At 68.8% G+C, this 14,640-nt stretch carries 11 protein-coding genes; 5 read left to right on the plus strand and 6 right to left on the minus strand.

The features are described from left to right. Nucleotides 1-11 precede the first annotated feature (11 nt). Both AB0J67_RS12880 and AB0J67_RS12885 read left to right on the plus strand, forming a co-directional pair. Nucleotides 12-1,241, plus strand: a complete 1,230-nt coding sequence (locus AB0J67_RS12880; protein ID WP_363480601.1) for a helix-turn-helix domain-containing protein — start codon at nucleotides 12-14, stop codon at nucleotides 1,239-1,241. Between the two features lie 296 nt (nucleotides 1,242-1,537). Then, on the plus strand, nucleotides 1,538-1,906 hold the full coding sequence (locus tag AB0J67_RS12885) for a DUF488 family protein (RefSeq protein ID WP_363480604.1): 369 nt from the start codon (nucleotides 1,538-1,540) through the stop codon (nucleotides 1,904-1,906). A gap of 279 nt (nucleotides 1,907-2,185) precedes the next feature. Here AB0J67_RS12885 and AB0J67_RS12890 read toward each other — a convergent pair whose 3' ends face one another. From AB0J67_RS12890 to AB0J67_RS12910, 5 genes are all read right to left on the minus strand, one after another. Next, nucleotides 2,186-2,515: a hypothetical protein gene (locus AB0J67_RS12890; RefSeq protein ID WP_363480607.1), complete on the minus strand. Its 330-nt coding sequence runs from the start codon at nucleotides 2,513-2,515 to the stop codon at nucleotides 2,186-2,188. Then, a complete protein-coding gene (locus AB0J67_RS12895) occupies nucleotides 2,512-4,221 on the minus strand; it encodes a SulP family inorganic anion transporter (protein WP_363480610.1) in 1,710 nt (569 codons plus the stop codon). The genes AB0J67_RS12890 and AB0J67_RS12895 overlap by 4 nt, the downstream gene beginning before the upstream one ends. Beyond that, on the minus strand, nucleotides 4,218-4,565 hold the full coding sequence (locus AB0J67_RS12900) for a metalloregulator ArsR/SmtB family transcription factor (protein ID WP_363480613.1): 348 nt from the start codon (nucleotides 4,563-4,565) through the stop codon (nucleotides 4,218-4,220). Before AB0J67_RS12900 ends, AB0J67_RS12895 begins: the two co-directional genes overlap by 4 nt. Nucleotides 4,566-4,613: 48 nt before the next feature. Then, nucleotides 4,614-5,279: a carbohydrate-binding protein gene (locus AB0J67_RS12905; RefSeq protein WP_363480616.1), complete on the minus strand. Its 666-nt coding sequence runs from the start codon at nucleotides 5,277-5,279 to the stop codon at nucleotides 4,614-4,616. A 256-nt stretch (nucleotides 5,280-5,535) separates the two neighbouring features. Next, a complete protein-coding gene (locus AB0J67_RS12910; RefSeq protein WP_363480619.1) occupies nucleotides 5,536-7,773 on the minus strand; it encodes a carbohydrate-binding protein in 2,238 nt (745 codons plus the stop codon). A gap of 582 nt (nucleotides 7,774-8,355) precedes the next feature. Here AB0J67_RS12910 and AB0J67_RS12915 point away from each other — a divergent pair. Further along, nucleotides 8,356-9,753 carry a family 43 glycosylhydrolase gene (locus tag AB0J67_RS12915; RefSeq protein WP_363480622.1) on the plus strand — a complete coding sequence of 466 codons (1,398 nt, stop codon included), beginning with the start codon at nucleotides 8,356-8,358 and terminating at the stop codon, nucleotides 9,751-9,753. Between the two features lie 34 nt (nucleotides 9,754-9,787). Then, on the plus strand, nucleotides 9,788-11,281 hold the full coding sequence (locus tag AB0J67_RS12920) for a family 43 glycosylhydrolase (RefSeq protein WP_363480625.1): 1,494 nt from the start codon (nucleotides 9,788-9,790) through the stop codon (nucleotides 11,279-11,281). A gap of 226 nt (nucleotides 11,282-11,507) precedes the next feature. Here the strand turns inward: AB0J67_RS12920 and AB0J67_RS12925 are convergent, their stop codons facing one another. Next, nucleotides 11,508-12,488 carry a PaaX family transcriptional regulator C-terminal domain-containing protein gene (locus AB0J67_RS12925; protein WP_363480628.1) on the minus strand — a complete coding sequence of 327 codons (981 nt, stop codon included), beginning with the start codon at nucleotides 12,486-12,488 and terminating at the stop codon, nucleotides 11,508-11,510. A 442-nt stretch (nucleotides 12,489-12,930) separates the two neighbouring features. Here AB0J67_RS12925 and AB0J67_RS12930 point away from each other — a divergent pair, with 442 nt between their 5' ends. Continuing rightward, nucleotides 12,931-14,376 (plus strand): family 43 glycosylhydrolase, encoded by a 1,446-nt coding sequence (locus AB0J67_RS12930; protein ID WP_363480631.1) that lies wholly within the window; start codon nucleotides 12,931-12,933, stop codon nucleotides 14,374-14,376. Nucleotides 14,377-14,640: the final 264 nt, after the last annotated feature.

Raw genomic sequence — 14,640 nt, forward strand, 5'->3', positions numbered from 1 at the left:
GAGGCGTGGCCGTGGCTGACGACACTAGGCGTGCCGGGTCGACGGATTCGGAGGACTCCTGGCTGGTCAATGTCGCCGAAGGCGCGAGCCGGGATGCCGGCGGGGTCCCCGTGGAGCTGCTCGGCGACTATCTGCGCCTACTGGCCGACGCGGCGGTCACGGGGCGCCAACCCAAGCGTGCCGAGTTGGACTCCGTGGGTCTGCTCGGAAGCCGCGCCGCCGAGCAGGGCGTCTCCGCCGGCCGCGCCGTTCAGCTCTACCTGTCGGCGGCCCGCCGCCTGTGGCAGGAATTGCCTGCGGTGGCGCGCTCTCGCGACTCGGAGGTAGTGCGCGCGGCCGCAGCGGCGGTGCTGCACGTCGTCGACCTCGCCGTGGCGACGCTCGCCGAGGGGTACGCAGTCGCCCGCCGCGATTTGGTCCGCAGAGAGGAGAACCTGCGTCGGGAGCTGATCGACGACCTGCTGCGCGGGGAATCGGATCTGGGCGGCCTGGTCGAGCGGGCCGAGCCGTTCGGGCTCGACCTCGCCCGCATCCATCAGGTCGCGCTGGCCGCGCCGAGCCGGCGGCTGCCCGAATCCGACGCGGCCATCAGCGCGCTCGAAGCGGTGATCTTCGACCGGCTCGGCGACCGCGACGTTCTGGTCGCGACCAAGGACGGCCTGCTGGTCGTGCTGGCACCCGCCGACGCCACCACCGCCGGACGGACGTCACCGGCCACCGACACGGCCAACGACCTCGGGCGCCTCATGCACAGCGAGCTCAACCGGCTGCCGCGCGGACGTCCCTGGCGGGTCGCAGTCGGGCGGGCCCACACCGGCCTGTACGGCATCGCCCGTTCCTACGAAGAAGCCCGCGAAGCGCTCACCATGGCCGAGCGGCTGCATCTCGACACCCCCGTGGTGCGCGCCCACGACCTGCTCATCTTCCGGGTCCTGCTACGTGACCAACCCGCAATCGTCGACCTGGTGCACGACGTGCTCAGCCCGCTGACCCAGGCGCGAGGCGGGGCCGCGCCGTTGCTCGCCACACTCGATGCCTACTTCGCGACCGGTGGTGTGGCCACGGAGTCTGCCAAACGACTGCACCTGTCGGTGCGCACAGTCACCTATCGCCTGGACCGGATCAGGTCACTGACCGGGTACAACCCGGCCGACCCGGCCCATCGGTTCACCTTGCAGGCGGCGGTGCTGGGCGCCAACGCCCTTAACTGGCCGGCTCAGCAACTACCGGTCTCAGGGTGAACAACGCCCTGCGACGTACGCGGGGACGACGTTCCTGGCACCACTGAGGTGGTCCAGGCGGGTCGATGCGACACATCGAGCCCGCTTGACCCGACGCCGGCAACGACTGGAGCGCCGGTCCGGCTCTCGCCGGGCAGGCGGTCATTGCCGATGACCGGCAACATGCGCCGTCGAAGGTCGCCGTCGCCCGGCCTGTTCGATACCACCGCCGCGCAGCAGGCTTGAGCGAAATGGCGTGACCCGTGACAACAGCCAGGGCCCGATCACCCAGCACGTGGGAAGGGACGGAGGACGTGATGGACACGAAGGTCAGGTACCGAAGAATCTACGACGATGCATCGTCCGAGGACGGCCTGCGAGTGCTGGTCGACCGGATCTGGCCGCGAGGTGTACGCAAGCAGGACGCGCACCTCGATGAGTGGATGCGCGATGTGGCACCTTCCACCGAGCTTCGGCAGTGGTACGACCACGACCCGGAGCGGTATGCCGAGTTCCGCCGCCGGTACCTCGCCGAGTTGCGCGACCCGGCCCGGCGTCAGGCCGTTCGTCAGCTGCGCGACGCGGCGGCCCAGAACAAGATGACCTTGCTTACGGCGGCACGTGACCTCGAACGCAGCCAAGCCGCCGTTCTCGCACGGTGGCTGAACCACACCGAGCGCACGTGAGTCAACAGCGCTGACTGGCACCGGTGTCAGGCCCAGGCTCGCAACTGATCGACCTCGTTTGCGGTTCGCAGAATACGCCACCGCATGGGCGTGGATCCGGCCAGCGAGGACGCCATGCGCAGGCCGCCCCGTCCTGCCGGGCAACGGATTCTCACCCGTCAGCGGCTCCTACGCATCCGCCGCCGATAGCGAACGACTCGTGCCATGCGCCGGTGAAGGAGATTTGGTTGCCGGTCGTCGCCGCTGCGACGTGGACGTCGCCGTTGCAGCACGGGCTGGTCAGGGCGGATCGCAGCCGTCACGCGACTCGGTCGGTGTGCTGCTGGAGATCGCGAAGAGCCGCACCGCCAACGCCCGCACCAGCTGCGCCGCCCCCGCATGATCACCGCAGGGGTGCATCGCATCGGCACGGGCCGCGATCGCCATCATCCGGCGCCCATCGGCGCCCCACCACCGGTGGCCTCCAGCCATGCGTTCACTCAGCGCCGCGAACTGCTCCGACACGACTGTTTCGGTGGTGGCTGCGCTCCGCAGCGCGGGCAGCAGGTCCGTGGCGATCACCAGGTAAGCGTGCCAGGCCGCGAGCCTATACGGCTGCACCGATTTCACGCTGCCTTCAGCGCCGGTTCGGCGCTGGGGATGACGCCGTCGCGGTGCAGCAGCGCACGGGCGGACGCGATCGCATCCGGCGTGTGCAGGCACAGGCGGTCCTGTGCCCGCAGCCGTTTCAGCACACCGATCGCTTCGAGTGCCCTTTCGTGCTCGGGCCGCACGCCCGACAGGTAGACGGCGACGCCACGGTGTTCGAGCCGCTCGATCGCATCACGTAGCACGCTCGCGCCGGTGCCGTCGAGCGCCGACACCCGCGACATCCGCAGGATCACCACCCGCACATCGGCGACCTCTGTCAACTCCAGCAGGAACCGGTGGGCGGCGGCGAAGAACAGCGGCCCGTCGAACCGGTAGGCGACGATGTGCTCGGCCAGCAGCGACGCCTCCTCGGCGTGGTGGTCGGCCACGTCCAGTGGCACCTGCTCCAGCGTCGCCGCCCGGGCGATCTTGCGCACCGCCAGGAACGCAGCTAGGACCAGGCCGATGCCGACCGCTGCGATCAGATCCAGGGCCAGGGTCGCGGCCGCCGTCAGCACCATCAGCACTGCATCCGAGCGGGTCGAGCGGGCCAAAGCGAGCAGCGAGCTCACCTCGACCATGCGGATCGCCGTCGCCAGCAGCACCCCGGCGAGCGCTGCGAGCGGGATGTGCGCGACCAGCGGTGCCGCGGCGAGCATGATGACGGCCAGGATCAGTGCGTGGGACAGCGCGGCCAGCCGCGAGCCGGCCCCGGTGCGGACGTTGACGGCGGTACGCGCGATCGCGGCCGTGGCGGGCACTCCGCCGAACAGAGGTGTGACGAGGTTGGCCACGCCCTGGCCGAACAGCTCTCGGTCGGGGTCGTGGCGCTGCCCGACGGTCATGCCGTCGGCGACCGTGGCCGACAGCAGGCTCTCCAGGGCCGCGAGGGCCGCGACGGCGACTGCGGAGGTGAGCAGCATCGGCACGGCGGCCGGGTCGAGGAAGCCGAGCGACGGAACCGGCAGCGTCGCGGGCAGCGTCCCGATGCGGGCCACGTCGAGGTGCGCGATAAACGCAACTACGGTCACTGCCGCGACGGCCAGCAGCGAGAACGGCACACCCGGTTTCCAGCGGCCGCCGATCAGCATGACCGCCGCCACCCCAAGGGCCAGGGACAGCGCGATCCCATGGGGCTGCGCGGCGAAGTCGATGACCGCCTGCCACGCGACGCCGGTGACCTGCTCCCCTGCCGGGGTCGGTACGCCGAGCGCGGCGGGCACCTGCTGCAGGAAGATCACCGCGGCGATGCCGACTGTGAAGCCCTCGACGACCGGCGCGGGCACGTACCGCACATATCGGCCGGCGCGGGCCACGGCCAGTGCGACCAGCAGCACGCCGGCGATCAGGCCGACGGTGAGCACACCGCCGGGTCCGAACCGGTGCATGATCGGCACCAGCACGACGGTCATCGCGCCGGTCGGTCCGGATACCTGCAGGTTGGAGCCGCCCAGCAGCGCGGCGAGCGCTCCGGCGACGACGGCGGTCGCCAGGCCGGCTGCGGCGCCGAGCCCAGAGGACACGCCGAACCCCAAAGCCAGAGGCAGCGCGACCACCGCGACGGTCAGCCCGGCGAGTAGGTCACGTCGGGGTTGGCGGCGCATCGTCGCCCAGTCCGCTCGCACAGGCAGCAGCGCGGACACCCGGCCCCAGCCGCCACGGCACACCGCCGCCACACCGCTCATCGGGGCACCGTCGCGGGCTCGGAGTCGCGCAGTTCCTTGAGCAACTCGGCCTGGTCGGCCATCATCGCGGTGAGGAACCGGCGGGCGGCGTCCATTACCTCGGCCACGTCCGGCCCGGACAGGGCGTACATCACGGACGAGCCTTCGCGGTAGGACACGACGATCCCCGCGCGGCGCAGCACCGCGAGTTGCTGCGAGAGGCTGGAGGCTTCGATCCCCACGTCGGCGAGCAGGTCACGCACAGGTTTGGGCCCGTCGCCGAGCAACTCCAGCACGCGGATGCGCACCGGATGGCCCATCGTGCGGAAGAATTCGGACTTGCGCTCGTTGAGTGGCACACCCACGGCCCGGCACCTCCACCCGCTTAATGGCTGTTGCAATTGAACACCTCTTCAATTGCTAAGGCGACGCATAGGTTGGTGCGTGTGATGCAGGTCACCATCTACTGGCACCGCCAATAGCCGGCCGGGCGGCGGGGAGGCTGTCGCGCTGGGCGAGACGTTCACCTCGAGCTCCAGGTAGTCGATGTTGGGCAGGCCGTTGGCAGTGGTCGGGTTCAACCGGATGGTGTTGCTGCCGCTGTCCACCGACACGGTCAGCGTCATGGTGATCCAGGTGGCCCACGCGCCGGTGCCGTTGAAAGCGGCTGCCGGGTGGGCCACGACCCCGTTGACGAGAACGTCCGCGGCGCGGTTGGCGGTGGTGCCGTTGGCGCACCGGACCATCAGCGTCGCCGTGCCGGCCGCCGACGCGGTGGCCGTGAACTGCGCGCCCGCGCCGACCGCGTTGTCGCCGTTGCAGAACCCACTGCCGGAGTACCCGGCGTGGTTGGATGCGATGACACCGTCGCAGGTGGCCGGGGCGGACTCCGCCTCATAGCGGGTCCCGACCGCGGAGGCCCCAGTCGTCATGACCGCGGTGAGGCCGGTCATGACGACCGCCGCACCGGCCGACACCAGCGCGACGCGTTGTCTGAAGGAAGGCATGGTGAACTCCTGCCGGTAGGTCGGATGACTCCGAACTTCCTCAGCTGTGCAGGATCTGACGAGTGACGCCATGAGACCCGCCCGTGCTGGTCGGGCGACCAAGGCCGGCGTAGATGGACGGGTCACATCGGCGATGCCGAGACCGGCGGTGTCGTCAGGGCAGTTCCCGGATGTGGGGATTGAGGCGGCCGGTCCGGTCGAGGACTGCGGATGCTTCCGTAGGGAGGAAGCCTGGATGCCGAAGGGTTCGGCGGTTGCCTGCCGGTACCAGCCCCCGGTCGGGGCGCGTCGGCTGGTTGCCACCGCCGCGCCCCGAGCGAGGCCGATCTCAACGGACGTAGATGTTGGGCTGGGGCGGGGTGGACATGCCGTTGCCGAGGAAGAAGCTCGGGTGCGGCGGCTGGTTGTAGGCGGTGTTCTGCCACGCGATGGCGACCCGGTACTGCGGGTCGTGCATCAGGGTGTGGATCCTCGTCGTGGTCTGCGTGGGAGTGGCGTAGATCCGCAGGGCGGCGTTGTCGTCGCGCGGGAGGATGATCTCCTCGCGCCAGTCGCCGAACAGGTCACCGGACAGTGACGGGGTGGACTTGGTGCCGTTGACCGAATGCGCTCCCGAGCCGGTGAGCAGGCGGGTGTCGCCGCCGGTGCCGTACTTGTCGACGTGGTTGCCGTCCAGCAGTTCCCGCACCGGGTCGGCGTCCCACCAGGCGAGGAAGTTGTAGCTGCTCGGGTTGCGGCCGACATTGCCGCCGGAGGAGTTGAACAGGTTGCCCAGGCCGGTGCCCGTCCCCCAGAACTCCGCGCCCGCGTTGCCGGCGTAGATGTCACCGGCCACGCCACGGGCTGGGCCCTCGCAGCCGCAGCTGTTGTTCTTCTGCATGATGACCGAGCCGTTGTTGGCGTCGCGCAGCGTCGCGGCGGCGCCGGAACTCTGCTCGTGGATCTGCCAGATCTCCTGGCCGGGGCGGCTGGGCACGAAGTCGCTGACGTGCAGGGCGTCGCCGTGGGCGTAGAAGTTGGTGGTGTACCGCCCGGTGCCGTTGGCGTTGATCGTCATGCCGCCGTAGATGATCTCGTCGGTGCCGTTGCCGTCGACGTCGGCGATCGACAGCGAGTGCGTGCCGCGGCCGGTCCACTGGCTGCCGGCGTTGCTGGAGTCGAACTTCCAGCGCATGGTGAGCTGGCCGTTGCGGAAGTCCCACGCGGCGATGGCGCTCTTGGCGTAGTAGCCGCGGCCCATGATGAGGCTGGGTCGCTGCCCGTCGAGGTACGCGGTGCCGGCCAGGAACCGGTCGCCGCGGTTGCCGTAGTTGTCGCCCCAGTCGCTGATGTTGCCGCGCGCCGGCTGGAAGTTGACGGTGGACATCACCGCGCCGGTGAGGCCGTTGAACATGGTCAGGTACTCAGGGCCGGTGATGATGTAGCCGTCGGCGTTGCGGTGGTCGGCGCTGGCGTTGCCGATCACCTGCCCGGTGCCGGAAACGCTGCCGTCAGCGGTCTTGACCGCCAGCTCGGCCCGGCCGTCGCCGTCGTAGTCGTACACCTGGAACTGGGTGTAGTGCGCGCCCGCCCGGATGTTGCGGCCGAGGTTGATGCGCCACAGCCGCTGCCCGTCGAGCCGATAGGCGTCGAGGTAGACGTTGCTGGTGACACCTGCCTGCGAGTTGTCCTTCTGGTCGCTGGGATCCCACTTGAGGAAGATCTCGTACTGGCCGTCACCGTCGGCGTCGCCGACGCTGGCGTCACCGGCGGTGTAATTCGTGCCTGGCCGGGAGATCGGCACGTCCAGGTAGTTGCCCCCGGCGAAGCGCAGCGACGGCTCGGAGGCGCCCTGCTCCACCCCGTTCACGACCGCGCGGACGGTGTAGGACGCGTCGGCCGCCGCACCGCCGTCCAGGTAGTTGGTGGAGTTGGTGATCGGCGCGGCGTTCAGCTTCGTGCCCCCGCGATACACGTTGAACCCCGTTGCGGCGGACTCGTACCCGAACAGCCGCCACGACACCAGGTTGCCCGACCCCGAACGCACACTGACCAGGCCGCGGTTGAGATCCTCCATCTGCTTGCCCGACGAAGGCTCACCCCCGCCGGCTTCGAACTCGAGGTAGTCGATGTTGGCCAGGCCGGCCGCCGTGGTGGGGCTCAGCCGGATCGTGTTGCTGCCGGCGTTGACCGAGACGGTCAACGTCTTGGTGGCCCACGTGGACCAGGCGCCGGTCGGATCGAACGCGGCAGCCGATTGTGCGACCACCCCGTTGACCAGCAGGTCCGCCGGCCGGTTCGCGGTCGCGCCGTTGGCGAACCGCACAAAGACCGTGGCCGACCCGGCGGCGGCAGCCGTCACCGTGAACTGAGCCGCCGCACCGACGGCGTTGTTGGCGTTGCAGAACCCGCTGCCGGAGTATCCGGCATGGTTGGACTCGATGACTCCGTCGCAGGTGGCGGGTGCCGTTTCCGCCTCGTGGCGGGTCACCGCCGCAGACGCCCGGGTGACGGTGGCCATCATGGTGCCAAGCGTCACCGCCGTGCAGGCGGAGAGCAACGCGAGGCGCTTTCTGTGCGAGAGCATGATGATCTCCATTGCCAATCACTTGGACCTACCGCGTCATGGCCGAGGGATGGCCGCCGTAGACCCAGCGGCATCCTCAGCTCCGCACCCGGACAGATCGACACACGTAAGCACCCGACTAAATAAATAACGATGTCGCGAGCGGTTGTCAACACATCTGTTATCTATGTGGCCGATCGACCTTGAGCTGCATGTCGACCAGGAGCCGGACCTCCGAACAGCTTCCGACGGTCCGGCGATCGGCACAACTCCCGTCCCGCCGCTGCGTAACGGCGCCCGCTTGACAGCTGCGCGTGTTACCGCTAACAATCACGACCATCGAACGAGCGGACACCAGTTCGTCGTGTTCGCGAAACACGCCATTCACGTGCCCCTTCGGTCATGCCGGGCCGACAACGGGTTCCCGCGTCGCTGCACCGACGCGGTCGAGATGACCCCGCCGGGCGCTTCGACCGGCGACAGCGCTCCTCGTCAGCCGAGGCCGTCCGACGCCGACGCCACGAGGGCGAGGGCACTGCACCCGAACGCCTGCTCCCTCATCGATCGGCGGCCGCGCCGCCAGAAGCCAGAGGTTGGCATTCCATGACGACCACGCCCATGGCCGGCACTCCACGACGGCGTGGACTGCGGACCGTTCTGACGATCGCCGCCGTCGTGGCCGGCGCCGGCACGTCCGCGATCACGGTGATGAGCACCGCGAATGCGGCGACGATCGACACGGCGGCCTATTACCAGCTGGTCAACCGGCACAGCGGCAAAGCTCTGGAGATCAACGGCGGGTCGACCGCCGACGGGGCCTCCGTGGTGCAGTGGCCCGACCTCAACGGCACCAACCAGCAGTTCTCGGTCCAGGACATCGACCCCACGTACTTCCAATTGATCAACCGGCACAGCGGCAAGGCCCTCGACCTTTGGGAATGGTCCACCGCCGACGGCGCACGCATCTCGCAGTACACCGACACCAATGCCACCAACCAGCAGTTCCGCCTGATCCGTGTCGGCGGCACCACGCCGACCGCCACGCCGACCACAGGCGCGCGCACGTTCACCAACCCGATCAAGCGCAACGGCCCCGACCCATGGCTGCAGTACCACAACGGCTACTACTACCTGGCCACCACGGCCTGGAGCTCCACCGTCACCATGCGCCGCGCCACCACGCCGGCCGGGCTGTCCACGGCCGGCGATCAGGTCATCTTCAATCTGGCCGGGCGACCCAACGGATGCTGCAACATGTGGGCTCCCGAGTTCCACCTCCTGGACGGGCCGAACGGGCGGCGCTGGTACCTGTACTACGTGGCCGGCCAGAACGTCGCCGACTACAACCCCACCCAGCGCCTGCACGTGCTCGAGTCGGCCGGGACCGACCCGATGGGCCCGTACACGTTCAAGGCCGACCTCGGCAGCACCTGGGAGCTGGACGCCAGCATCCTGCAGCACAACGGGCGGCTCTACCTGCTGGGCAGCGCGATCAACGGGACGCAGAGCCTGTCCATCACCCCGCTGTCCAACCCGTGGACGCCCAGCGGCGCGCGCCGGTTCATCAGCTCCCCGACCTACGACTGGGAGCGGCATTCCGGCGCCGTCAACGAGGGCGCCGAACCGCTCTACCGCAACGGCAAGACGATGATCGTGTACTCGGCGAGCGCCTGCTGGGGCCCGGACTGCAAGCTCGGTCTGCTCACCCTCACCGGCACCGACCCGCTGAACGCCGCCCACTGGGCCAAGAAGAGCACACCGGTGTTCCAGCGCAGCGACGCCAACGGGGTCTTCGCCCCCGGCCACAACGGCTTCTTCAAGTCCCCGGACGGCACCGAGGACTGGATCGTCTACCACGCCAACAGCTCCGCGTCGGGCGGCTGCGACATGAACCGCTCCACCAGGGCGCAGAAGTTCACCTGGAACGCCGACGACACCCCCGACTTCGGCACCCCCGTCGGCACGGGCGTCACGCTGACCGCGCCGTCCGGCGAACGCTGACCCCGCCCCTCCGTCTCCTTTCGAAGGATCCGTCATGAGTGACAGACTCCCCCGCCGCGCACGTGCGGCAACCCTCCTAGCCGCGATCGTCACGGCCGTCGGCGGCGTCACGGTCGCCATCGCCGGCACCGCCGACGCGGCCACCATCGACACGTCCGCCAACTACCAGCTCATAAACCGGCACAGCGGCAAAGCCCTGGAGATCAACAACTCGTCGACGGCCGATGGCGGCGCGCTGGTGCAGCGCACCCCGAACTCCGCAGCGGCCAACCAGCAATTCCAGTTCGTCGACTCCGGCGGCGGCTTCTACCGACTGCGCGCACGGCACAGCGGCAAGGTGCTCGACGTGTACGAGCGCTCGACCGCCGACGGCGCCGACATCGTGCAGTGGTCCGACCTCAACGGCACCAACCAGCAGTTCTCGGTCCAGGACATCGATGCCACCTACCTCCAGCTGATCAACCGAAACAGCGGTAAGGCCCTCGACCTGTGGGGGTGGTCCACCGCCGACGGCGCGCGGATCTCCCAGTACACCGACTCCAACGGTGCCAACCAGCAGTTCCGGCTGGTACGCGTCGGCGGCGGCCCTACGCCGACCGCATCGCCGACCGGCACCCCCGGCACGCCGCCCGCGCAGTACCCGCTGCCCGGCCGGGTGGCCGGTGATGTGGGAACCCACGACCCCACGGTGGTCAAGAAGCCCGACGGCACCTATATCCTCGCGGCGACCGGCTTCAACCTGTCGCTGAAGACGTCCAGCGACCGGATCACGTGGCGCAACGCCGGCGCGGTCTGGCCGAACGGGGCGTCCTGGACGACGACCTACACCAACGGCGACCGCAACCTGTGGGCACCGGACATCTCCTACCGCAACGGCCAGTACTGGCTGTACTACTCGGCCTCCTCGTTCGGCTCGCAGCGCTCGGCGATCTTCCTGGCAACCTCACCCACCGGGGCGTCGGGTTCCTGGACCCACCGCGGCCTGGTGATCGAGTCGTCGACCGCGGTCAACTACAACGCCATCGACCCCAACCCCATCGTCGACGACTCCGGGAACTGGTGGCTGACGTTCGGCTCGTTCTGGTCCGGGCTCAAGCTCATCCGCCTCGACAACACCACCGGCCTGCGCTCGACCTCCGACACGCAGGTCCGCAGCCTGGTGTCACGCCCGAACGCCGGCGGCGCCGTCGAGGCACCCCATGTCGTCAAGCATGGCGGCTACTACTACATGTGGATGTCGTTCGACCGCTGCTGCCAGGGCGCGGCCAGCACATACCGAATCATGGTCGGCCGAGCCACCAGCGTCACCGGCCCGTACGTCGACCGTAACGGAACCGCCCTCACCAGCGGCGGCGGCACTCAGGTACTCGCCGGCCATGGTTCGATCCACGGCCCAGGCCACCAGGCCGTGCTGCAGGACACCGACGGAGAACACCTCGTCTACCACTACTACGCCGACAACGGCGCGTCGCTTCTGGGCATCAACCGCATCGGCTACGACGCCGCCGGCTGGCCATACGTCTACTGACGGTGACCAACACCGACCTCCGGCAATCCCCTGCGGCGGCACCCCATGCCCGTCGCTCGACCTCCCCGGCCGATTGGCTGCCGATCCATCGATTCACTGTGGACAGTGCGCGGCCTCGGCGGGATCGTGGATGTCGCTGAGACATCGACATGATCACGCCGAGGCCGCGGGGATGAGTATGCAATGGCGGAGCCCGTCCTCCAACCCGCCAGGTCACCCGGTCGGCTCACTGCGGCTGGGTGGCCCGCGTGGTCGCCGCGTCGGCGTCGTCGCGGCCGAAAGCAGCGCCCATCTCGGCGACGGTGTGGGCGCGGATCTGCGGGTGCGTCCCGCCGGCGACACGGGCGACGATGCCTCGCACATGTTCCTGCGCCGGTTCGGCCAGGCCGTCATACACGGCGACGAACACCTCCCGCGCCCGGGCGCGCGGCCAGCCGGGCGGCAGAAGGTCGGCAGGCAGCAGAGGGTCGAGCACCGGGAATCGGCGATAGACGTCCATCACCTCCGTACGCGCTCGCACCGCCGCGGCACCGTGGATGCTGCCTGTGGTCATACGGTCAAGCACGCCGCTCCAACTTCGGATGAAGGTGGTGTACTCCGCGGCGATGCCCGCGACATCCCAGGCGTCGACCGGGTTGCGGGAGGCGCCGGTCGCCAGCTCCAGGTGCTCGGCACGGAACACGCTCATCTCACCGAAGGCCACCTCCACCAGGTCGGCACGCTCCTTTGGAGTCAACGGATGCGGCGACACCCACACCCCGTCGAAGAACGGCGCATACCCGCGCCACCGCAGATGCTCCCGAACGGCGCGCCGCTGCGTGGCCTCCTCTTGCGGAATGGAGAACACCACCATCGTCCACCGCCCGTCCCAAGGTTCAGGATCGGCACCGAACCCCGCGATCGCACGACCGCCCTGCGACAGGTTCGCAGCCGCGGAGTCGGTGAGACGGTAAGCGCTGTACCGCCCCTCCCGCCTGCCCTCAAGCACTCCCCTGGCGGCCAGCCTGCTGATCGTCATTCGCGCGGCGGCGCTGCTCACCCCGAACTCACCGAACAACTCCACCAATGCCGCCGACGGCAGCCACCCGCGCGCACTCAGCGTGTAGTCGGTGACCAAGGTGATCCCGAGGCCTTGCGGCGAGCCCGCCTGCCGGCGCGGCAACCGCGCTGCGCCCACATCCGGGAAGATCTCTTCCAGGTCGAACACGCGGACCAACGAGCGCACTCCGGACTCGATGCAACAGGGCCGCACTCACTGTAACGGCACACGGTCTTTACCACTGGTCAGGGTGCGGCGACGGGCCGCGTTCGGCTCGATCCAGATCGATTGACACTTGGAACACCTTCGTGCAATCACATGTGGCCGGAGGGCAGCACCGGCCACCCGCAAGCCGACCAACCGCCTACCCCGTCTGTGTGAACGCTAACACCCATGGTTCCGTGCACAGCAGCTTGCCACCCTGATAACGCACGACGCCCACAGCAACGCCCTACGCGGCCTGAGCATCGAAACCTGCTGTTGACATCCCCGTAACCGCCGGAGAACCTGTTAGCGGTCACAAAATCGCCCGCTCGCGCGCAAGAACGCCCGGAGAACCACCCCGGCCGCGAGCGCGACCCCTCCCACCTCTCCCCAAGGGAGCCCACCGATGGCAACGTTCACCCGCGTCCGGCAAAGGTTCGCGGTCGCGCTCGGCATGATCATCGTCCTGCTGGCCGCGTTCGCCCCGCCGGCCACCGCACAGTTCATCACGGTCAACAACCCGGTCATCCGGCAGCGCGCCGACACGGCGATCTACAAGCACACCGACGGCTACTACTACATGACCGCCTCGGTCCCCGACTACAAGCGGGTCGAACTGCGGCGCGCCACGACCCTGCAGGGCCTCGGCAGCGCCGCGACGGCCAACGCGTTCACCGCGCCGTCGAGCGGCCCGCTGAGCGGTTGGATCTGGGCGCCGGACATCCAGTTCATCGACGGCGCCTGGTACATGTACTTCTCGGCATCGCCCAGCACCGCGCGGTTCGACCAGCGGCTCTACTGGATCCGCAACACCTGCGCCAATCCGATGACCTGCGCGTGGAGTGCGCCCCAGCGCTTCAACACCGGCTGGGAGTCCTTCCAGCTCGACGCGGCGACGTTCGTCAACCGCGGGGTGCGCTACTTCACCTGGGCCCAGGACAGCCCGTCCACGAACTTCAACAGCCACATGTACATCGCCCGGATGAACGGCCCCACCGCCATCACCGGCACGGTCACCGAGATCGCGCGCCCGACGTACGCCTGGGAGAAGGAAGGCGTCGCCGGCGTGGTCGAAGGGCCGTCGCCACTGGTCAAGAACGGCCGCGTGTACATCGCCTACTCGGCTTCGGCGACCGACTCCCGGTACAAGCTGGGCCTGCTGTCGTCGTACGACACCGCAGACCTGCTGAATCCGGCCTCCTGGTACAAACACCCGAACCCGGTGTTCCAGACCGCGAACGGGGTCTACGGCCCGGGCCACGGCAGCTTCACCGTGGCCGAGGACAACGCCACGGACGTGCTGGTCTACCACGCCCGTGACTACGCCACCCCGACGCCGGACGCGCTCACCGACCCGAACCGGCACACCCGCTTCCAGCAGCTCTACTTCCGCGACAACGGCGACCCGTTCTTCGGCCAGCCGCTGCCCAACGGAATGACCGCGCCCGGCATTCGCGGCCGGCACAGCAACCGCTGCGTCGACAACTACAATTTGGACACCACCCCCGGCGCGCTCGTCCGGCTGTACGACTGCAACGGCAACGCCGCACAGGAGTGGGAATTCAACTACAAGGGCATCAGCTGGTACGAGATCCGCAACCGCAACACCGGCACCTGCCTGACCGACATCAACGCCAGCACGGCGCTGAACGCCGACGTCGGCCTGGTCGCCTGCAACAACTCGACGGCCCAGCAGTGGCAGATCATCGACCGGGGCAGCGGCTGGTTCTCGCTGCGCAACGTCGCCGGAAACATGTGCCTGGACAACTTCGAATGGAACGCAGCGAACGGAGCCCGGATCTCGCTCTACACCTGCAACGGCAACGCTGCCCAGCAGTGGCGGCGTGGCTGAAGCAGCACCGATGCCGTAAAGCTGAGGGCCTGCCTCGCCGCGGTCCGGACCGATCCGCGCTTTCGTGAGATCGGTCCGGGCCGCTCCTTGTTCGACGTTGTTGTGACGGTGAGCGTGCACTAGGGCAACGTTTGCCTAGGGTCGTCAAGAGTAAAAAGTGCCCCTCAGAGTGAGGAACGTGGGATAACGGACCTCGCCGTAGGAGGCACACGCCGCGACGGAGTCCGGAAACTCGGCCGCCCACCGCTGTACGACCAGGTCGGA

Source organism: Catellatospora sp. NPDC049609 (genome assembly GCF_040675365.1).
Lineage (GTDB): Bacteria > Actinomycetota > Actinomycetes > Mycobacteriales > Micromonosporaceae > Catellatospora.